The sequence below is a fragment of the Amycolatopsis sp. A1MSW2902 genome, assembly GCF_017312175.1.
In the GTDB taxonomy this organism is placed as follows: domain Bacteria; phylum Actinomycetota; class Actinomycetes; order Mycobacteriales; family Pseudonocardiaceae; genus Amycolatopsis; species Amycolatopsis nivea.
Genome location: NZ_QJPO01000001.1, coordinates 8010297 through 8030345, shown reverse-complemented (window position 1 = coordinate 8030345; position 20049 = coordinate 8010297). Strand labels below are relative to the sequence as shown.

Below are 20049 nucleotides of genomic sequence, written 5' to 3'. Positions count from 1 at the left end.
GCCCCAGTCTCGCCGCTTCCGCGAGACTGGGGTCATGCGTGAGATCGACGAAGTCCTAGACGCGGTCGGCCCCCGGTTGCGCACCCTGCGCACGCGGCGCGGCATCACCCTGGCCGACCTGTCAGCGGAGACCGGCATCTCGGAAAGCACCCTGTCCCGTCTGGAAAACGGCCAACGCCGGGCGAACCTGGAACTGCTGCTGCCGCTCTCGCGCGCCTACGACGTGCCCATCGACGACCTGGTGGGCGCGCCCCGCGCCGGCGACCCGCGCGTCCACCTGCGCCCGATCCACCAGCACGGGATGACCTACGTACCGCTGACCCGGCGACCGGGCGGCGTGCACGCGTACAAAATGCTCATCCCCGGCCGCTCCGCCGAACCCGCGCTGAAAACGCACAGCGGTTACGAATGGCTGTACGTCCTCAACGGGCATCTCCGCCTGATCGTGGGCGCGAAGGACCTGACCGTCCCGCCCGGCGAGGCAGCGGAGTTCGACACGACGGAACCCCATTGGCTCGGCTCCGCCGACGGAGGCGCGGTCGAGCTGCTGATCCTCTTCGGACTCCAAGGCGAGCGAGTGCATGTGGAGCCGCGCACGAATTGATACCAGACATCACGTAACACTCGGGGCGATCAGTGCGACCTGGTTGTGCACGTTCGATCACGAAAGGCTCTCATGTCCGCCCCTGATTATCCTCCGCCGCCCGCTCCCTACCCGGCCCCGCCCGCCCAGCCGAAGAACGGGCTCGGCACCGCCGGGTTCGTGCTCGGACTGATCGGCCTGATCTTCTCGTTCGTCCCGGTCGTCGGGCTCGTGGCGTGGCCGCTGGTGATCCTCGGGATCATTTTCTCGGCGCTCGGCTTCGTCCGGACGCGGTCTGGAAAGGCCACGAACAAGGGCCTCTCGATCGCCGGTCTCGTGCTGTCGGTGATCGGCCTGGCGATCTGCATCGTGTGGACCGTGACGGCCGCCAAGGTGGTCAACGAGGTCAACAACGAAGCGAACCGCGTCGTGACGATCCACTACGAGGTCACCGGCACCGCGAAGGAAGCATCGATCACCTACACCACCATCGGCGACGGCAACGCGTCCTCCAACCAGGACCAGCCGCAGACCCTGCCGTGGTCGAAAGACATCACCACGAAGGGCCTGTTCAAGGGCGGCAGCCTGTCGGTGACCACCGGCGCCGAGGGCGGAGAGGTGGCCTGCAAGGTCGTCGTGGACGGCAAGGAAGCCAAGACGGCAAAGGCATCGGGCAACTTCGCGACCGCCACCTGCGACGGCTTCTGATCGGCGCGGAGAAGGGCTCGTCGGGCCCTTCTCCGCACCAGCAGCTATCGACGACGCAACAGGCGAACCACAATCGCCACAGCCACGAGCGCCGCGGCTGGCAAGGCGGCTTTCTTCAGCAGCACCGGCACGACCGCGGCCCCGAGGTCGACGGCTTCCGGTTCGTCCGGGGAGGAACCCGGGTCGGCCAAAGCTTCCGCGAGCCGGGCGGTGAACTGCTGGACGATCCGGTCGCTCACCTCGGCGAGGATCCCGCGGCCGAACTGCGCGGGACGGCCGGTGAGCGCTAGGTCGGTGCGCACCCGCACCAGGGTCCCGGCCGGATCCGCGGCCAGCACGGCCGTGACCGTCGCGGCGGCGGTGCCGGTGCCCCGGCTTTCGCGGCCCTCGAGGTCGAGCACCACGGTCCGGGCGGCTTCGTCGCGGCTGACGGTGCCCGAACCCTGATAGCTCATCTGGACCGCACCGACCTTGACCTTGACCCGTCCGGAGAACGACTCCCCGTCCAGCCGGTCTAGGACCGCGCCGGGCAGGCACGGCGCGACCCGCTCGAGGTCGAGGAACAGTTCCCACGCCGCGTCCGGGGCAGCGGGAACGGTGAAGGAGTGGTCGAGGCGCATCGCGTTCTTTCCGTTTCGTGAGTGCGGGTTCAGACGGACCGCAGCAGGTCGCGGACCCGGCTCGGCGAGAGCGGGCCGCGGCGGACCACCACGCCGTGCGGGCGCAGGGCGTCCTCGATCGCGTTCGCGAGAACCGCTTGCGGCGCGATCGCACCGCCCTCGCCCAGTCCTTTGACGCCGAGGTCGTTCATCGGGCTCGGGGTGTGCAGTTCGTCGAGGTCGAGATCCGGGATCTCGGACGACGTCGGAACGAGGTAGTCCAGGTACGTGGCGGTGCGCGGCTGGCCGTCCGGCCCGTAGATCATCTCCTCGTAGAGCGCGCCCGCGATGCCCTGCGCGATCCCGCCGGTCACCTGGCCCTCGGCGATCAGCGGGTTCACGATGACACCGGCGTCGTGCACGACGACGTACTTCCGGATCTCCACCACGCCGGTGCGCTCGTCGACCTCGACGACGGCCGCGTGCGCCCCGCTGGACACGGCGAATCCCGGCGGGCGGAAGTGCACGGTTTCGGACAGCTCGGCACCGGGGCCGTCGTCGGACAGCGGGGCGCCCGAGACCAGTTCGGCGAGCGTCAGCGACGGTCCGGAGGGGGTCCCCCGCACGGTGAACACGCCGTCTGCCAGGTCGAGATCAGCCGCGTCGACCTCCAGTCTGCGGGCCGCGGCGGCGAGCGCCTTCCCCCGCACGAGCAGTCCGGCACGGTGCGTGGCGTTGCCCGCGTTGACCAGCGCACGGCTGGCGATAGTGCCGACCCCGAACGCCGTAGCGGCGGTGTCGCCGCCGACGACGTCGACCTGCCGCGGCGAGACTCCGAGCGCGTCCGCGGCGATCTGCGCCATGGCCGTGCGGTGCCCCTGACCCTGCGACGGGGTGCCGATCGCCAGCTTCACCCGGCCGCTGGGCGCGAGGTCGATCCGGGCGGTCTCGAACGGGCCGAGGCCGGTGGCCTCGATGTAGAGCGCGACCCCGACGCCGACGCGTTTCCCTTCCACCGCACCCGATTCCTGCCGGGCCCGGATCGCGGGCAGATCGACCCTCGCCACCGCGCGGCGAAGCAGCTCGGGGAAGTCCCCGGAGTCGTAGACCTGCGGCTGGCCGGACCGGTCGACCAGCCCGGTCCGATACGGCATTTCGCCGGGCCGCACCAGGTTCCGCGCGCGCAGCTCAGCGGGTTCGAGTCCGAGCGCGGCGGCGAGCCGGTCCATCGCGCGCTCCATCGCGAACACCGCTTCGGGTCTCCCGGCCCCGCGGTACGGCGTCGAGAACGTCGTGTTCGTGAGCACCCCGGTCAGGTCGATCGCGACGTTCGGCACGCGGTACGGGCCGAGCAGGTGGCACAGCGAGTTGTACGGCACCACAAGGCCGGTCATGTTGTAAGCGCCGAAATTGACCGTGATCCGGTCGCGCACGCCGAGGAGCCGTCCGTCCGCGTCGGCCGCCAGTTCGATGCGATGGATCTGCTCGCGGGCGTGCGACGACGCGACGAGGTTCTCCGTGCGGTCCTCGCGCCAGCGCACCGGCCTGCCGAGGCATCGCGCGGCGTGCGGGACGATCAGCTCTTCGACATACAGGATTCCTTTCTGCCCGAACCCGCCGCCGACGTCGACGGCGAGCACCCGGACGGCTTCGGCGTCGAGCCCGAGCGTGCGCGCGATCGAATCGCGAAGCCGGTGCGGCGTCTGGGTTCCGGACCAGACGGTCAGCTCACCGCGATACGGGTCCACGTGCGCGGCGACGGCACGGGTCTCGATCGGAGAGGCAACGTACCGGTGTGCGTGGAATTCCTCGCTGATCACGGTGTGAGCGTCGCGAAACACGGCGTCCGGTTCGCCGACGCGGGCCGTCACCGCGACCGCGATGTTGTCCTGGAGGTCTTCGTGGATCAACGGCGCCTCTGGTTTCAACGCCTCTTCCGGATCGACTACCACCGGCAGCGATGCGTATCGCACGTCGATCAACTCGAGCGCGTCCTCTGCCAGGTAACGGTTTTCGGCGAAGACGACGGCGACCGGCTGACCTGCGTAAGCGACCTTCTCGCGGGCGAGCAGCGGCATCGGCGTTATCCGCACTGTCGGATCGACGGTCTCCGCGAGACCGGCCGGGATGCGCAATTCTTCGCGGTTGAGCAAGGGGGCGAGGTCCGCCAGGTCTTCTCCGGTCCAGACGGCGGTGACGCCCGGTGCCGCGAGCGCGGCCGACACATCCACGGAAACCAGGCGCGCGTGCGCTTCGGAGCTGCGGAGGAACGCCGCCTCCAACGCGTGCGGCAGGGCGAGATCGTCGACGTATCGGCCTTGCCCGCGCAGCAGCCGGTCGTCCTCGACGCGAGCCATCGGGCGGCCGATCCAGCCGGATTTTCCCGTCATCAGGCGGATTCCTCTCCGAATTGCGCGTCGAGAGCCTGCGCCACGGCACGACGGATGTTGCGGTAGCCGGTGCATCGGCACAGATGCCCGCTGAGCGCGTCGGCGACCTCGGCTTCGGAGGGCCGATGCTCGGCCGACGCGAGCGCGGTCGTGGTCATGAGGAGCCCGGAAGTGCAGTAACCGCACTGCATTCCGTGGCATTCGTGATAGGCGCGCTGCACGGCCGTGAGCGGCGCGTCGCCCGGCGCGAGACTTTCGACAGTCCGGATCTCCGCGCCTTCGCACTGCACGGCGAACGTCAGGCACGCGCGCACTGGTGCTCCGTCGACGAGGACAGTGCACGAGCCGCAGACCCCGTGTTCGCAGCCGGCGTGGGTCCCGGTCAGGCGCAGCCGATCGCGCAAGAAGTCGGACAGCAGCAGCCTGGATTCCACTTGCACGGCAACGGCTTCCCCATTCACGGTCAGGCGGACGGCGTGCCATGCGGACGGTTCGGTCAGCGGCGGGTTGGCAGGTGTGTTCATCGGGTGCGCTCCCAAGCGATGGTGATGGCGCGGGTCAGCAAGTGGGCGGCGGCTTCGCGGCGGTACTCGGCGCTCGCGTGCACATCTCCGGCCGGTTCCAGCTGGCTGTGGACGACACGCGCGGCCGCTGCCAGGTCGTCGGCGTCGAGCGCAGTTCCGGTGAAGGCGGCTTCGGCGGGCAGCAGCCGGACCGGCACCGGTCCCGCACCACAAAACACAACCCGTGCGCCGGCGACAGAATCGGCGGTGCAATCGAGCACGACACCGACACCGATGGTGGCGAAATCACCGTGCCGCCGCGCCAGTTCCTCGAACGCCCAGCCTCGTCCGGGAGGCTGCGCGGGGAAAACGACCTCGGTGAGCAATTCGTCGTCGGCGAGCGCGGTCTGAAACGTGGCGACGAAAAACTCGGCCGCGGGCACCGTGCGGGTCCCGGATGGCCCGGCGAGCACGAACGACGCGTCCAGCGCGATCGCGACGGCCGGGAGTTCCGCGGCCGGATCGTGGTGGGCCAGGCTGCCGCACACCGTCCCGCGCTGACGGATCTGCGGATGCCCGATGCGGTCGATCGCGGCTGCGAGCAACGGCCAGCCGCGCCGGACGACCGGGTCGGCCGCGACCGCCGACTGCCGGGCCGCGGCACCGATCCGCAGCTCCCCTTCGCCGCCGACCGCGCACCGGGCGAGACCGGCGATCCGGGTGATGTCCACCAGCACCTCGGGCCGGGCCAGCCGCATGGACAACATGGGCACGAGCGATTGGCCCCCGGCGAGCACCTTGGCCTCGCGGTCCCCGTCGGCCAGCAGCGCGACGGCCTCCGCGACGGTGGCAGGAGCGGCGTAATCGAAGGGGCTCGGTTTCATGCTGACCCTCTCCGGTCAAGTTCGTTGAGCTCTAAGATAGTTACACCAAAGATTTACTACCGCAAGGATCATCCGCAGATTTCCTTGCCTCAGCCGCCGTGTCAGATCTCTGCAGCCCTCCGCAATATCCGTCCTCACCTGCCATTTAGCGGCCCTGACCGCCACCCGAACACCCTCCCCGTGATCATGAACGACCGTTCAAACTCCACCGATTAAGATGGCCGCATGAGCGCCGACGACGCCCCGCCGCCCCAGGGCGAGACCGCGGGCCGCCGCGGTCGCCCCCAAGATCCGGAGGGCAACCGGCGCGCGGTGCTGGACGCCGCGCGCAGGCTGTTCGCCGCACGCGGCTACGAGGGAACGTCGATCCGAGAGGTCGCGGCCGAAGCCGGGGTGACAGCGGGCTCGGTGATGGCGTACTTCGGCTCGAAGGACGGCTTGTTCCGCGAAATCGTCGGCCGGAGCACGGGCATCACCGTCGACATCGTCGCGGCGGCCGCGGACGGCCCGGCCCGGCTGTCGCACGCGCTGGCCAACGCCTACCTCGAACGCTGGGACCGCACGCCGGCCGAACACCCCTGGGCCGCGCTGATCCGCTCGGCAGTCACCCACGAAGCGAGCGCTGAGCAATTGCGCGCGATCCTCGACGAACAAGTCACCGAACCGCTCGCCGAACTGCTGGCCGACGCGCCGGACGCACGAGAGCGAATCGCGCTTGTCCGCAGCGTGCTGTTCGGCGTGGTCATGGAGCGATACCTGTTCGCACACGAGCCAGCCCACTCGGTGCCGAGCGCGACGTTCGCGCCCTACTTCGCCGAAGCGATGTCCGCGGCCCTGGACAGCGCGCACCCGCCGGCCGCAGACACCGTCGACCGCGTCCCGGACGAATGGCGGACCGAAACCCCCGGACTGGACGTGTCCGCGTTCGCCGTTTTCGGCAGGCTGCACCGGTGTTCAGCGCTGTACCGGGCTTCGGTGAGCCGGATCGCGGAGGAACACGGGATCACCATGGCGGCGTTCGACGTCCTGACCGCACTGCGACGGGCAGGCGCGCCGTATCGCCGCACCGTGGGCGAGATCGCGGAATCGGCGCTCGTGAGTCCGAGCGGCGTGACCCTGCGCGCAGACAAGCTGGAGGAGGCAGGCCTGGTAGTCCGCGAACGAGACGGCAAGGACCGCCGGGTCGTCCACCTCCGCCTGACCGAATCCGGCCGGGCACTGATCGACCGCGTGGCGCGCGAGCATTTCCCGCGGGAGAACGAACTTCTCGGCCAAGTGGGCAGCGCGGAACGGACTGCGTTGTCGAGACTGCTGGGACTCTTGGAAGAATCCCTCTCCTCGGCGGATCCGGCCTGATCCAGGATCTGGTACCGCGAAACAGGCTCGAAACTGGCTCTGGCTGGCACCAGATGGATCTCGCACAGTGGGAGGAAGCAGTAAGCGAACCCACCCCAGCGAGGCAGTCATGTCGGCCCAGATCCTCCCGCTGAACCACCGCGAGCGAGCCACTCTCACCGCCGTCGGCCTCGGCCGCGCCGAAATGACCTGCAGCTGCGAACCCGACCTCTACATCGACGGCGTCCCCTGCTGCGACCAGTTCACCGCCCACCGCCTCGCCCGGTTCGCCTTGGTGGTCCCACTGCGCGCCGGCCGCCGCGGCGAGCGCGTTCCGGCACTCCTCACCGAGGCCGGTCGAGCCGCGATCGATTTGCCTGCCACGGACATCCCGCGATCCGCTGCCTGAACCACTTCGTCGACGCGAATGGGTCTCCGCGAACCTGGGGCCGGGTGAAGGAAACCGGCTCAACCAAGGCGCGATGCCTGATTCCGGTCGTCGGCAAGACTGCCGCACCGGCGGCCATTCCGGCCCGCCCGAGACGGACGGCGCGAATCGCTTCGTCGCGCCCGCTCGGGCTTGCCTCAGCGCGTTAAGATCAACTCGAGCGGCCCGAAGGCTGCTTTCCTGGAGCCGGCAAGGGGGTTCGAACCCCTGACCTTCTGTTTACAAGACAGATGCTCTACCAACTGAGCTATACCGGCACGCACCCGGCGACGGGCGCGCCAAAAGTATATCGGGCCGCTTCCGCCGCAGCCGGACAACCCGCCCTAACTCCCAGGTCAGCACCGGAAATCGGCAAGATCCAACCCCATGCGGCACGATCGGTGGCAGGTGTGTCGGACACCACTGCAACAGCTGGGGCGGTACGGCCGATGGTCCCCGGGAACGAACGAGGAGGTGGGGATCGATCATGAAGATCAACGAGCGTGCCGGCCAGGGGGCTGCGCGCAGACGGTGGCCGATTCTCGAGCCTCCGCACCCGCGCTCCAGCCAGCGGCATCGGCCAAATCTGCTGCGCCGGCGCGCTTGGCACATTCTCGAGGCTCCGACCGCCGAACAGCCCGCGGTCGAGTCCGAGGAGGCGATCGGTCCCAAGCCGCCGGACGACGCGACCGTCAACTTCGTCCTGGATCTCACGCTGCGGATCGGCGAAGTGCAGATGGCCAGCGGCGCCGGGGCTTCCGACGTCACCGCGACCATTCTCGCGCTCACCTCCGCGCTCGGGCTGCCGCACTGCGAGGTCGACGTCATCTTCACGTCGATCACCGTCACCTGTCACCGGGGGACCGACCTCGCGCCGGTGACCGCGTTGCGAGTGGTTCGTTCGCGCAGTCTCGACTACACCCGGCTGACCGAGACCGAGGCGCTCGTGCGCCAGATCGTCCGCGGCAACACCGGGGCGGAGGAAGCGGTCACCGAACTGGACCGGATCACCTCCGCGCCGCACCCGTACGCGCGCTGGACCGCGACCGCCGCCTGGGGCGGGCTGGCCGGGTTCATCACGCTGCTGCTCGGCGGAGGCCTCGACATCGCGCTCGTCGCGATGGTCATCTCCGCCGCGGTCGACCGGATCGGCAGGCTGCTCAACAAGGTCAACCTGCCGTTCTTCTTCCAGCAGGTGGTCGGCGGGCTGTTCGCGACGCTGTCGGCGATGGTCATAGTCAGCAGCAACATCCTGACCACCGACCGGCCGACGCTGGTGGTCGCGGCGGCGGTCACCGTGCTGCTGTCCGGGCTCTCCACGGTTTCCGCGGTGCAGGACGGGATCACCGGCTATTACGTCACCGCGTCCGGCCGCACGATGGAAACCGCGTTGATGAGTGCCGGGCTGATCGCGGGCGTCGTGCTCGCGCTGCGGCTCGCGGTGATGCTCGAACTGCCGCGCACGCCGTTGCCCGACGTCCCGGCCTCGACCGCGCAGCACTTGCCGATCATCGTCGTCGGCGGGGCCGGCGCGGCCGCCTGCTTCGCGCTCGCCTCGTACTCGAAGCTGCGCGCGATGCTCGTCGCCGCCGCGGCGGGCGCGATCGGTGCGCTCGTGTACGGCGCGTTGATCATCGCGACGCTCGACGCGGTGAGCGCTTCGGCGGTCGCGGCGACGCTCGTCGGGTTCTGCGGCGGCGTGATGGCGCGGCGGCTGAAAGTTACTCCGCTCGTGGTCGCCGTGTCCGGGATCACTCCGCTGCTCCCCGGTCTCTCCACCTATCGTGGTCTATACCAATTAGCGGTTTCGCCAGGCGGGAACATCTCGACCCTGATGACCGCGGTCGCCATCGGGCTCGCCCTCGCGGCGGGCGTTGTACTGGGCGAATACCTCGCCCAGCCGGTCCGCACCGGCCTCGGCAGGCTCGAGCGGAAGCTCTCCGGACCCCGGCTCGCCGGGCCGATGGAACCGACCGAACGGCGTTTGGAGTAACCAGTTGGTCACCGGCCGGTCACTTCTCGCGCGCTAGGGTTTCTCTTGGGGCCGCGACCCGCCGAGGACGAGGGAGCAGCTGGAGTGACTGACGCGATTGCCGACCGGAACAGCGGACCGTCCGCGGATTTCGTCGTGGTGGCCAACCGGCTGCCCGTCGATCTCGAACGGACCGCGGACGGGGAACAACGCTGGACCGCCAGCCCGGGCGGACTCGTTTCGGCACTCGAACCGTTCCTTCGCTCCCGCAAGGGCGCGTGGGTCGGCTGGCCGGGCGTGCCGGACGTCGACGTGGACGAGTTCGACGACGACGGGCTCGTCCTGCACCCGGTGTCGCTCAGCTCGGCCGAGGTCCGCGACTACTACGAGGGCTTCTCCAACGCCACGCTCTGGCCGCTGTACCACGACGTCGTCGAACGGCCGGTCTTCGACCGGTCGTGGTGGGACAGCTACGTGAAGGTCAACCGCCGATTCGCCGAGGCCAGCGCCGCCGTCGCCGCGCAGGGGGCGACCGTGTGGATCCAGGACTACCAGCTGCAACTGGTGCCCCGGATGCTCCGCGAACTGCGGCCCGACCTGCGCATCGGCTTCTTCCTGCACATCCCGTTCCCGCCGGTCGAGCTGTTCATGCAGCTCCCGTGGCGCGCGGAGATCGTGCGCGGCCTGATCGGCGCGGACCTGATCGGCTTCCACCGGCCCGGCGGCGCACAGAACTTCCTGTGGCTGGCCCGGCAGCTGGTCGGCCTCGAACCGACCCGCGGCGCGGTCGGCGTCCGGTCCCGGCCGGGCATGGTGCAGGTCGGCGACCGCACGGTGCGCGTCGGCGCGTTCCCGATCTCCATCGACGCGGCGGGCCTCGACTCGCTCGCCCGCAGCAAGGGCGTCGTCGAGCGGACCAAGCAGATCCGCCGCGACCTCGGCAACCCGAAGACGGTGCTGCTCGGCGTCGACCGGCTCGACTACACCAAGGGCATCGACCTGCGGCTGCAGGCCCTGCACGAACTGCTGCACGAGGGCCGTCTCGAACCCGGCGACGTCACGTTCGTGCAGCTGGCCACCCCGAGCCGCGAACGGGTCGAGCACTACCAGCGGATGCGCGGCGAGATCGAGCAGATGGTCGGCCGGATCAACGGCGAGTTCGCCCGCGTCGGCCACCCAGTCGTGCACTATTTGCACCAATCCGTGAACCGCACCGAACTGGCCGCCTTCTTCTCCGCGGCCGACGTCATGGTGGTGACTCCGCTGCGCGACGGGATGAATCTCGTCTGCAAGGAGTACGTCGCGTGCCGCCCCGACCTCGGCGGCGCGCTGGTGCTCAGCGAGTTCGCCGGCGCCGCGGCCGAACTGACCAGCGCTTTCCTCGTCAACCCGCACGATCTGGACGGGGTGAAGAACGCGTTGGAGGCTGCCATTACGCTCGACCCCGCCGAGGGCCGACGCAGGATGCGCGCCATGCGTCGCCAGGTCCTCACCCACGACGTCGACCGGTGGGCGCGTTCGTTCCTCCAGGCGCTGGGTGCCGAACCGGCCGACTGACCCCCTCCCCCGTACCGCGCTGGACCTCCTGAGGAGGAGTGTTGACCGCCGAGGCGTTGCCCGCGGAGCTACGGCGCGCGATCGTGCAGATCGCCCGTACCCCGCGCCTGCTGGTCGCCTGCGACTACGACGGCACGTTGGCCCCCATCACCGCGAACCCGGACGAGGCGCGGCCGCTGCCCGAGTCCGTCGGCGCGTTGAGATCGCTCGCCGGCCTGCACGAAACGACCACCGCCGTGATCTCCGGCCGGGCTCTTCGGGATCTCGCGACGCTGTCGCGGCTGCCGTCCGAGGTCAACCTGGTCGGCAGCCACGGGTCCGAGTTCGACATCGGCTTCATCCACGCGCTCGACGAGGACGCGAAGGCGTTGCACCGGCGGCTCGAACACGAGCTGGAACAGCTGGTGCTCGACGTGCCCGGGGTGTCGCTCGAGGTCAAGCCGGCGAGCATCGCGGTGCACGTGCGCCGCGCCGAGCACAACGCGGGCCGGCGCGTCCTCTCGGCCGTGCACGAAGGCCCGTCGAAGTGGGAAGGCGTCACGACCACCGACGGCAAGGAAGTCGTCGAGCTGGCGGTCGTGAAGACCGACAAGGGCAACGCGCTGGACACCCTGCGCCACCAGGTCGGGGCCACCGCGGCGGTGTTCCTCGGCGACGACGTCACCGACGAGAAGGCGTTCGCCCGGCTGGCCGGTCCGGACCTCGGCATCAAGGTCGGCGACGGCGAATCGCTCGCCGAGTACCACGTGCCCGACACCGTCGACGTCGCGATGGTGCTCGCGTTCCTCCTGGAAGAGCGGCGCAACTGGCTCTACGGCGAGTCCGCGCCGCCGATCGAGCGGCTGTCGCTGCTCGCCAACGAGCGCTCGGTCGCGCTGGTGACGCCGGACGCGAAACTGACCTGGCTGTGCCACCCCGGCCCGGACGCCCCCGCGGTGTTCGCCGACCTGCTCGGCGGTCCCGGCGCCGGGCACTTCTCGATCAAACCGCACCGCAACGGGCTCCCGCTCGGCCAGCGGTACCTGCCGAACACGATGACGGTCGAGACGCGCTGGTCGCGGCTGCTCGTCACGGACTATCTCGAGCCGGAAAGCCCTGGGCACCGCACCGACCTCGTGCGCGTGATCTCCGGCGAGGCGGTGGCTCAGGTCGTGTTCGCGCCGCGGCCGGAATTCGGCGGCGTGCCGGTGCGGCTGGTCGCCGAGGCCGAGGGCCTGCGCGTGCTGGGCACGTCGGAGCCGTTCGTGCTGCGCTCGCCGGGCGTCGAATGGTCGATCGCCTCCGACGGGCTGCAGGACACCGCGACCGCGCTCGTCCAGCCGACGCCGGAGCAGCCGGTGGTGCTCGAATTGCGCTGCGGCACCACGGATCTCGCCGCGCACGAACTGTCCGAAGTGGACCGCCGGGACCGGGCGGGCCGGTACTGGAGCGACTGGGCGGCGAAGCTCAAGCTGCCGACCGTGCAGACCGAACTGGTGCGCCGCTCCGCGCTGACCCTGCGCGGTCTGGTCAACACCGACACTGGCGGCGTGCTGGCCGCCGCGACGTCGTCGCTGCCGGAGGAGATCGGCGGGGTCCGCAACTGGGACTACCGCTACTGCTGGATCCGCGACGCCGCGATGACCGTCCGCGAACTGGTGCACCTCGGTTCGCACGAGGAGGCCGAGGGCTACCTGAAGTGGCTGCACGGCGTGCTCGCCACGCTGGCCGGCCCGGAGCGGCTGCACCCGCTGTACACGCTGGCCGGAAGCGTCATCGGCGCGGAGGCGGTCATCGAATCGCTGCCCGGGTACGCCGGTTCGCGGCCGGTACGCGTCGGCAACCTCGCCAACCACCAGGTGCAGCTCGACGTGTTCGGCCCGGTCGTGGAACTGGTCGCGACGCTGGCGGAGGTGCGCGGCGAACTGCGCGACGAGGACTGGCAGATGGTGCGCGCGATGGCCGAGGCCGTCACGCGGCGCTGGAACGAGCCGGACCACGGGATCTGGGAAGAGCGGCACGTGCCGCGGCACCGGGTGTACTCGCGGGTGATGTGCTGGGTGACCATCGATCGCGCGGTGCGGCTCGGCGACGAGTACGGCCGCGACGTCCCCGGCGCCTGGCCGACGCTGCGCGACCAGATCAAGGCCGACGTGCTCGAGCACGGCTGGAACGAAGAGGTGCAGGCGTTCACGACCGCCTACGACGGCACCGACCTCGACGCGGCGTCCCTGTTCGTGGGCCTCACCGGGCTCATCGACCCGGCGGACGACCGGTTCCAGAAGACCGTGACGGCGATCGAAGCCGAACTGCGCAGCGGTTCCACGGTGTACCGCTACCGGCGCGACGACGGCCTTCCCGGCGGCGAGGGCGGCTTCCACATCTGCGCGGCCTGGCTGATCGAGGCGTACCTGTGCACCGGGCGGCGCAACGAGGCCGAGGAGCTGTTCGCGCAGATCGTCGACGCGGCGGGCCCGACCGGGCTGCTGCCCGAGCAGTTCGACCCGGTCGCGGAGCGCTCGCTCGGCAACCACCCGCAGGCGTACTCGCACATCGGCCTCATCCGGTGCGCGAATCTCCTTGCCGAGAAGGCTTGATCAGGCAAGCCCGTTAGCACGCCTCGGTGACAAGTGCCGTGAAGGCCGCCTTGCCGGAATCGCATTCCGTTAAGGTGGTCTTCACGAGCATTTGCACGTTCGTTCGGGTTGCCGGCGCGGAGGTGATGCGGTGAAGCAGTACTACGGGCAGCAGTCCGCGGAGTACGCCCCGCTGCCGCCGTTGTTCGCCGCCCGGGTGCGCGTCGCGTCCGTGGTCATCGGGGTTTCGCTGGCGATCGGCACGCTGCTCGTTTTCGGCATCACCGCGCTCGTGAACCGTCCGCTGCACGGGCACAGCCTGCCGCGCGGACTGCTCGGTCTCGCCGCGCTGCTGCTGCCGATGCTGTCCGTGCTCGCCATCGCCGCGGTCGTCCTGTCCGCACGCCGCTGCCTGCAAGGCGACTACCTGGTGACCGCCAGGGCCCGGGGCACGCGCGCGACGCTGACCGCCTGTTTCACCGTGCTGTCGATCAGCTGCCTGATCGCGCTCGGGGTGTCCGCGCTGGTGGATCTCTGGGGCAACCACGGCAAGCTCGGCCTGCCCGAACTGCTCGCGACCTTCGCGAATTTCGCCATCGGCCTGATCGGCTACAGCGCGGGACTCTGGTTCGTCCGGCCGTCGGTGAGCACGCTGGAGAAGTTCAGCGACCATCCCATCTGGTGAGGCCGTGAACGCTCGCCCGCGCCGCGGGCAAGAGTGGGTATGCAGGTGACCCACGACGGTCCCGAGCCGGTGTCGACCGGCCCGCAGGACCGCCCCGACCTGGGCGGACCCGATCCCGCCCCGGCCTTCGGGCGGCTGTTCGACGCGCACGCGGCGACCATGCACCGCTACCTCGCGCGCCGCGTCGGCCCGGATGCCGCGCACGATCTCGTCGCCGAGACGTTCCTCGTCGCGCTGCGCCGCCGGGAGTCGTACCAGCCGGAGCTGGGCACCGCGCGCTCGTGGCTGTACGGGATCGCGACGAACCTGCTGCGCCACCACGTCCGCAGCGAAACCCGGGCACTGCGAGCCACCGCGCGGCTCGCGAATTCCGGCGACCGCGGCCACGGCGGACACGACACCAGGGTCGCCGAGCAGGTGGACGCACAGGCCCGCGCGGCACAGCTGGCGGGCGCGCTCGCGAAGCTGAGCGTCGCCGACCGCGACACGCTGCTGCTGGTCTCGTGGGCCGGGCTGGAACCGGTCGAAGTCGCCGAGGCGCTCGGCATTCCGCCGGGCACCGTCCGTTCGAGGCTGCACCGGATCCGCAGATGGCTGCGCACCAACGCAGGCGCGTCGACCCGCGAGGAGGCGAAAGACCAGTGAACGACGACACCGTGCGGCATCTGTGGTCCGATGCCGAACTCGACGAGGCCCTCGCCGCGCTGCACCCGCACGAGACGGCCACCGACCGCGCCGAACTCGACCGGGCCCGCGCGAGCATGATGCGGGCCGCCGCGGCAGTGAGCGAATCGGCCGAACCGGTTGTCCCGCAACGGAAAAAGCGCTCCGGCGCGTGGCGGTGGATCGCCGTGGCCGCGGCGGTCGCACTCGTCACCGGCGGCGTGGTCGTGGTCCGGGAACTCGCCACCGCGCCGACGACGCTGGCGCCCGCCGGCCCGGCCGCCCCGGCGGACCGTCGCGAAGCGGGCGCGCCGTTCACCCACGTCGTGACCAAGTACAGCCGCACCGTGCTGGTGAGCGGGAGCAGTGTGTTCAGGGTCCCGGAACAGGTGGACCTGTGGATCCCGGCCGATCCGTCCGGAGTCTGGAAACGACGCTGGACCCGCGCCGAACCGCCGACGCTGCTCGGCGGGGATCCCCGGGACAGCGCGAAACTGCCCGGACCGTCCCAGGCCGAGGAGTCCGCGCCCGGCGGGCGGTTCACGCGCGACGCCCGCTTCCCCGGAGACGCGGCCGCCAGCACTCAGCTGGGCTGGTCCCAGCCGACCCCGGACTTCGTCGCGGGCCTGCCGACCGACCCGAACCAGCTGACCAACCGCCTCCTGAAGGACCGCATCCCTCCGGAGTTGTCGCCGGCGGGCGACGGGCCGCTGCCGCAGCCGTTGAACTACGGCGCTCCGAAGGACCCCAGCCCCATCACCTATCCGTCGGCGACCGGGATGGTCCTGAACGTCCTCGCTTCCGGGTACGCGTCGCGCGAGCTGCGAGGCGCCTTCGTGAAAGCCATGGACAACCCGGTGCTCGGATTCCAGTTGGTGCAGGACGCTCCGGACTTCGTGCAATACGCGGTGCTCGCCGGCCCGTACCGAGTGCTCGTCTCGCTCAACCGGACCCGGCTACAGCTGACCGACCTCCAGGTGCTCTCCGCGAGCTCCGTCACCAGGTTCGCGCCCGGCACTCTGGTCAGCTCCGCGCAGTTCTCCTCCGAGACCACCGAGCGGGCGGGGGACTGATCATTTCGCGTGGTTCGCCGCGTTGAGCGCGCTCGCCACGTCGGGCACCTCCAGCACCCGGATGCCGTCCGGGAGCTTGCCGGAATCCGGCGGCACCAACGCGTGCGTGAAGCCGAGCCGGGCCGCCTCGGCCAGCCGCCGCCCGACGTTCGGCACCCGCCGGATCTCGCCCGCCAGCCCGACCTCGCCCACCGCGACCAGCCGGGGCGACAGGGCCACGTCGTGCAGCGACGAGGTCAGCGCGAGCACCAGCGCCAGGTCGATGGCGGGCTCGGTGATCTTCATGCCGCCGACCGTCGCGACGTAGACGTCCTTGTCGCCCAGCTTCAGCCGGCCGCGCTTCTCCATCACGGCGAGCACCATGGCGACCCGCGCCGAGTCGAGGCCGCTCACGGCACGCCTCGGCTGCGGCATGCCGCTGCTCGACACCAGCGCCTGCACCTCGCCCAGCAGCGGCCGTTTCCCCTCGACCGCGACCGTGACCGCGGTGCCCGGCACCGCTTCCGCGGTCCGGCTCAGGAACAGACCGGACGGGTCCGGCACCCCGACGATGCCGCCCTCGGTGAGCTCGAAACAGCCGATCTCGTCCGCCGCCCCGAACCGGTTCTTGATGCCGCGCACCATCCGCAGCGTGGAGTGCTTGTCGCCCTCGAACTGCAGCACTACGTCCACCAGGTGCTCCAGCACGCGCGGACCGGCGACCGAACCGTCCTTCGTGACATGTCCCACGAGCAGGACCGGCAGCCCGCGTTCCTTGGCCAGCGCGACGAGCCCGGAGGTGACCGCGCGGACCTGCGTCACCCCGCCCGGCGAGCCCTCGACCTGCGGCGATGCCATGGTCTGGACCGAATCGACGATCAGCACGCCCGGCTTCACCGCGTCGACGTGCCCGAGGATCGCGGACAGGTCGCTCTCCGCCGCGAGGAACATCTCACCGTGCACGTTGCCGGTGCGCTCGGCGCGCAGCCGGACCTGTCCCGCGGATTCCTCGCCGGTGACGTACAGCGAACGCCCCGCCGTGACCGCCCATTGATACGCGACTTCGAGCAGCAGCGTGGATTTGCCGACCCCGGGTTCACCGGCCAGCAGCGCGACCGCGCCGGGCACGAGCCCGCCGCCGAGCACCCGGTCCAGCTCCGGCACGCCGGTGGCCTTCGCCCTGGCCGCCTCGACGTCGACCTCGGCGATCGGCCTCGCGGGCGCGCTCGGCGCCCCGGCGGCCACCCGCGCGATCGCCGGTTTCGCGGAGCCGCGCTCCTCGAGCGTGCCCCACGCCTGGCATTCCGGGCAGCGACCGACCCACTTCGCCGTTTCGTACCCGCATTCCGCGCACCGGTGGACGGTGCTGGTCTTCTTCACCACTCCGCGAGGCTATCGGCGGACACCGACAAAACTCGCGGCGACGCGGTCAGGAACCCGCGTGCGCAGGTGCCGCGACCGGCAGCTCGACCACGATCGGGCCGGCGTTCTGGAAGGTGAAGGTGACCTTGATCGTCGCGCCCGGCCACAGCGGCTGCTTGAGGCCCGGCAGCACGACCTTGCCGGAGCCGAGCTGGCTCGCCGCGCCGCCGCTCTCGCCCGTCTGCGGCGCGTTGGACGCCGAGTTGGGAGCCGAGCTGCTCGGGGCGGAGCTGGGCGCGCCGCTGGCGGGCTGGTTCAGCTCGGAGGCGGGCGTGCTGTTCGCCGACTCCGACTGCGGCGGGGCGCCCTGCTCGACCGCGTCGGCCGGGCCGATCACGAGCGAGTGGCCGGCGACGATCGCCGTGTCCCCGGAGATCTGCGCGGGGCCGGAAGCGCCCTCGGAGGTCACCGAGACGAGCTTGTCGTCCTTCTGGCCCTGGTTGATCACGGTGAGCGTGAGCGGGGCGGGCGAACCGGCCGCGTAGCCGGGGCCCTGCGCCGGGTACTGCACCGCGGCGTTGCGCAGCACGATCGTCTTCACCTGGGCGTAGGTGCCGTTGACGGCGGGCTGCTGGGTGTCGGTCTGAGTGATCTGACCGGCTCCGCAACCGGCGAGCACGAGTGCGGCGCCGAGCGCCGACACGCCTGCGCCGAGCACGCGGCGATTCTGCAGCCTCACGTCAGAGTCCTTCCCTTTCACGGCCTCGTCCTTCCCGAAGACTAGCCGGGCGGTTCTCCGCGCGCGGAACCGGTGTGCGTTCCCGGCCGATCGACTGTCCACAAAGGATCCCACAGCGCCGGTCGGGGCGCTGTCGGCTCACCTGCATGAGCACGGCGAAAACCGGTTTGTCAAGCCCTGCTCAGGCCGCTGACCTGCGACGACGATCCCGGGCCGCTAGGTGGCCGCCGACGGGCCGTGATAGGATGGAGTCAGCGAAAGGGGCAGAGGACACATGGTTTTCAAGGTCGGAGAGACCGTCGTCTACCCGCACCACGGTGCCGCACTCATCGAAGCGATCGAGACCCGCGTGATCAAGGGCGAGGAAAAGAAGTACCTCGTCCTCAAAGTCGCGCAAGGGGATCTTACGGTTCGCGTGCCCGCGGACAACGCCGAGATCGTCGGCGTGCGCGATGTCGTCGGGCAAGAAGGACTGGACAAGGTCTTCGATGTTCTGCGTGCTCCGCACACCGAAGAGCCCACGAACTGGTCTCGTCGGTACAAGGCCAACCTGGAGAAGCTCGCCTCCGGCGATGTGAACAAGGTGGCCGAAGTGGTGCGCGACCTCTGGCGGCGAGAAAAGGACCGCGGACTTTCAGCCGGCGAGAAACGCATGCTGGCGAAAGCACGGCAAATCCTGGTCAGCGAGCTCGCGCTCGCGGAGGGCACCGACGAGGGCAAGGCGGAAACGCTCCTCGACGAGGTGCTAGAGACCGCGACGGTCTGACCCCGGGTCCTCCGGTTCGCCGCCGAGGCAACCGGTTCCCTACGATCACGACCTGATGAACCCACAGGTGCACAGCGTCGCGTTCGTGACTGTCGCGCACCGTCCGGCCGATCCTGAGCTCGCGCTCGCGGCGGTCGGCGGTGCAGCACTACTCACGCACACCGTGCGGGGGCTGCTCGGCACACCGGAAATCGATCTGGTGGTCGCCGCAGCCCCCGAGCGGTGTGCGAAGTCGTTTTCCGAGGCATTGCGCGGCCTCGAATGCCGGGTCGTTCCCGGCTCCTCGCTCCGGCAGGCGTTCGCCGCCGTCGAGCCGCTGCTTTCCTCCGGCGCCGTCGTGCTGGTGCACGACGCGCTGCGGGCGTTCACTCCACAACGGACGGTCCAGCGCGTGCTGGCCGCGGTCCGGGACGGCGCGCCCGTCGCGGTTCCGGTGCTGCCGATGTCCGACACGGTGAAAACCACCGACGAATCCGGAATTGTCACCGCTACCGTCGATCGCGACGGTCTTCGCAGTGCGCAAACCCCGGTTGGTTTTTCCCTTTCCGCTTTCCGTTCCGCACTCGCCGATTCCGCTGACCCCGGTCTCGCCGACACCGCGGGCGCGGCCACCGTCCCCGGCGATCCGGACGCGATGCGCGTCGCGAGCGCCTTCGAACTCACCCTCGCCGAGGCGCTCGTCGCCGGCGGGGACCGGGAGGATCCCCTGTGACCGATCTGCGGGTAGGCAACGGCGTCGACGTCCATCCGGTCGAGCCGGGCCGCGAATGCTGGATGGCCGGTCTGCGGTGGCCGGGCGTCGACGGCTGTGCTGGCCACTCGGACGGCGACGTCGCGGCACATGCGCTGTGCGACGCCCTGCTGTCCGCGGCTGGCCTCGGCGATCTCGGGGCGGTCTTCGGCACCGGCGATCCGCGGATGGACGGCGCGCACGGCATCGACATGCTCGTCGAGGTGCGTGCCCTGCTGCAGGCGGAAGGCTGGCAGGTCTCCAACGCGACCGTGCAGGTCATCGGCAACCACCCGCGGATCGGGAAGCGGCGCGACGAGGCGCAGCAGGTGCTGAGCGACGCCGTCGGCGGACCGGTGAGCGTTTCCGGGACCACGTCGGACGGGCTCGGGCTCACCGGACGCGGCGAGGGCATCGCGGCGGTCGCGACCGCGCTGCTGATCCGCGGCTGAGTTAAATTCGCTCACCCGGAATCGTAATATTCCATTCTTCGCGATACCTGACCAGCGCTAACCACCCGGTCATCGGAAAACGATCTT

19 protein-coding genes and 1 tRNA gene are annotated in these 20049 nt (G+C 70.2%); 13 read left to right on the top strand and 7 right to left on the bottom strand.

Annotated features, from left to right (window positions below; translation table 11 throughout):
• Positions 1 to 34: 34 nt before the first annotated feature.
• Positions 35 to 604 (top strand): helix-turn-helix domain-containing protein, encoded by a 570-nt coding sequence (locus tag DMP23_RS37520; protein ID WP_238603998.1) that lies wholly within the window; start codon positions 35 to 37, stop codon positions 602 to 604.
• A gap of 72 nt (positions 605 to 676) precedes the next feature.
• Positions 677 to 1291 (top strand): DUF4190 domain-containing protein, encoded by a 615-nt coding sequence (locus DMP23_RS37515; protein ID WP_037808111.1) that lies wholly within the window; start codon positions 677 to 679, stop codon positions 1289 to 1291.
• Positions 1292 to 1335: 44 nt separating this feature from the next.
• Here DMP23_RS37515 and DMP23_RS37510 read toward each other — a convergent pair whose 3' ends face one another.
• From DMP23_RS37510 to DMP23_RS37495, 4 genes are read right to left on the bottom strand one after another with little or no spacing between them, the layout of a single operon-like run.
• The gene (locus tag DMP23_RS37510; RefSeq protein ID WP_337823846.1) at positions 1336 to 1911 is read right to left on the bottom strand and encodes an SRPBCC family protein; all 576 of its coding nucleotides are present in this window, start codon (positions 1909 to 1911) and stop codon (positions 1336 to 1338) included.
• 29 nt (positions 1912 to 1940) lie between these two features.
• A complete protein-coding gene (locus DMP23_RS37505; protein WP_337823845.1) occupies positions 1941 to 4280 on the bottom strand; it encodes a xanthine dehydrogenase family protein molybdopterin-binding subunit in 2340 nt (779 codons plus the stop codon).
• Positions 4280 to 4804 (bottom strand): (2Fe-2S)-binding protein, encoded by a 525-nt coding sequence (locus tag DMP23_RS37500; RefSeq protein WP_238603995.1) that lies wholly within the window; start codon positions 4802 to 4804, stop codon positions 4280 to 4282. Before DMP23_RS37500 ends, DMP23_RS37505 begins: the two co-directional genes overlap by 1 nt.
• Positions 4801 to 5667 (bottom strand): FAD binding domain-containing protein, encoded by an 867-nt coding sequence (locus tag DMP23_RS37495; protein WP_238603994.1) that lies wholly within the window; start codon positions 5665 to 5667, stop codon positions 4801 to 4803. Before DMP23_RS37495 ends, DMP23_RS37500 begins: the two co-directional genes overlap by 4 nt.
• 225 nt (positions 5668 to 5892) lie before the next feature.
• Here DMP23_RS37495 and DMP23_RS37490 point away from each other — a divergent pair, with 225 nt between their 5' ends.
• A complete protein-coding gene (locus tag DMP23_RS37490) occupies positions 5893 to 7023 on the top strand; it encodes a TetR/AcrR family transcriptional regulator (RefSeq protein WP_238603993.1) in 1131 nt (376 codons plus the stop codon).
• A 109-nt stretch (positions 7024 to 7132) separates the two neighbouring features.
• Positions 7133 to 7411, top strand: coding sequence for a hypothetical protein (locus tag DMP23_RS37485; RefSeq protein ID WP_037808121.1), 279 nt, complete (start codon positions 7133 to 7135; stop codon positions 7409 to 7411).
• Positions 7412 to 7631: 220 nt separating this feature from the next.
• Here the strand turns inward: DMP23_RS37485 and DMP23_RS37480 are convergent.
• Positions 7632 to 7707, bottom strand: a tRNA-Thr gene (locus tag DMP23_RS37480).
• Between the two features lie 209 nt (positions 7708 to 7916).
• On the opposite strand from DMP23_RS37480, the gene DMP23_RS37475 reads away from it, so the two are divergent.
• The 6 genes from DMP23_RS37475 (at position 7917) to DMP23_RS37450 (ending at position 15934) form a co-directional block, all read left to right on the top strand.
• Positions 7917 to 9422, top strand: a complete 1506-nt coding sequence (locus DMP23_RS37475) for a threonine/serine ThrE exporter family protein (protein ID WP_134661950.1) — start codon at positions 7917 to 7919, stop codon at positions 9420 to 9422.
• A gap of 84 nt (positions 9423 to 9506) precedes the next feature.
• A complete protein-coding gene (locus DMP23_RS37470; RefSeq protein ID WP_037808125.1) occupies positions 9507 to 10958 on the top strand; it encodes an alpha,alpha-trehalose-phosphate synthase (UDP-forming) in 1452 nt (483 codons plus the stop codon).
• 41 nt (positions 10959 to 10999) lie between these two features.
• On the top strand, positions 11000 to 13534 hold the full coding sequence (otsB, locus tag DMP23_RS37465) for a trehalose-phosphatase (protein WP_275293967.1): 2535 nt from the start codon (positions 11000 to 11002) through the stop codon (positions 13532 to 13534).
• 130 nt (positions 13535 to 13664) lie between these two features.
• On the top strand, positions 13665 to 14198 hold the full coding sequence (locus DMP23_RS37460) for a hypothetical protein (RefSeq protein WP_337823844.1): 534 nt from the start codon (positions 13665 to 13667) through the stop codon (positions 14196 to 14198).
• A gap of 39 nt (positions 14199 to 14237) precedes the next feature.
• Positions 14238 to 14843, top strand: coding sequence for an RNA polymerase sigma factor (locus DMP23_RS37455; protein ID WP_043827190.1), 606 nt, complete (start codon positions 14238 to 14240; stop codon positions 14841 to 14843).
• Positions 14840 to 15934 (top strand): hypothetical protein, encoded by a 1095-nt coding sequence (locus DMP23_RS37450; RefSeq protein ID WP_337823843.1) that lies wholly within the window; start codon positions 14840 to 14842, stop codon positions 15932 to 15934. Before DMP23_RS37455 ends, DMP23_RS37450 begins: the two co-directional genes overlap by 4 nt.
• On the opposite strand, the gene radA is transcribed toward DMP23_RS37450, so the two are convergent.
• Both radA and DMP23_RS37440 read right to left on the bottom strand, forming a co-directional pair.
• Positions 15935 to 17296 carry a DNA repair protein RadA gene (radA, locus tag DMP23_RS37445; RefSeq protein ID WP_037808135.1) on the bottom strand — a complete coding sequence of 454 codons (1362 nt, stop codon included), beginning with the start codon at positions 17294 to 17296 and terminating at the stop codon, positions 15935 to 15937.
• A gap of 46 nt (positions 17297 to 17342) precedes the next feature.
• Positions 17343 to 18014 (bottom strand): hypothetical protein, encoded by a 672-nt coding sequence (locus DMP23_RS37440; RefSeq protein WP_037808136.1) that lies wholly within the window; start codon positions 18012 to 18014, stop codon positions 17343 to 17345.
• Between the two features lie 274 nt (positions 18015 to 18288).
• On the opposite strand from DMP23_RS37440, the gene DMP23_RS37435 reads away from it, so the two are divergent.
• From DMP23_RS37435 to ispF, 3 genes are all read left to right on the top strand, one after another.
• The gene (locus DMP23_RS37435) at positions 18289 to 18780 is read left to right on the top strand and encodes a CarD family transcriptional regulator (protein WP_009084200.1); all 492 of its coding nucleotides are present in this window, start codon (positions 18289 to 18291) and stop codon (positions 18778 to 18780) included.
• Positions 18781 to 18847: 67 nt separating this feature from the next.
• On the top strand, positions 18848 to 19492 hold the full coding sequence (locus DMP23_RS37430; RefSeq protein WP_037808139.1) for an IspD/TarI family cytidylyltransferase: 645 nt from the start codon (positions 18848 to 18850) through the stop codon (positions 19490 to 19492).
• 5 nt (positions 19493 to 19497) lie between these two features.
• Positions 19498 to 19962: a 2-C-methyl-D-erythritol 2,4-cyclodiphosphate synthase gene (ispF, locus tag DMP23_RS37425; RefSeq protein WP_337824483.1), complete on the top strand. Its 465-nt coding sequence runs from the start codon at positions 19498 to 19500 to the stop codon at positions 19960 to 19962.
• Positions 19963 to 20049 lie beyond the last annotated feature (87 nt).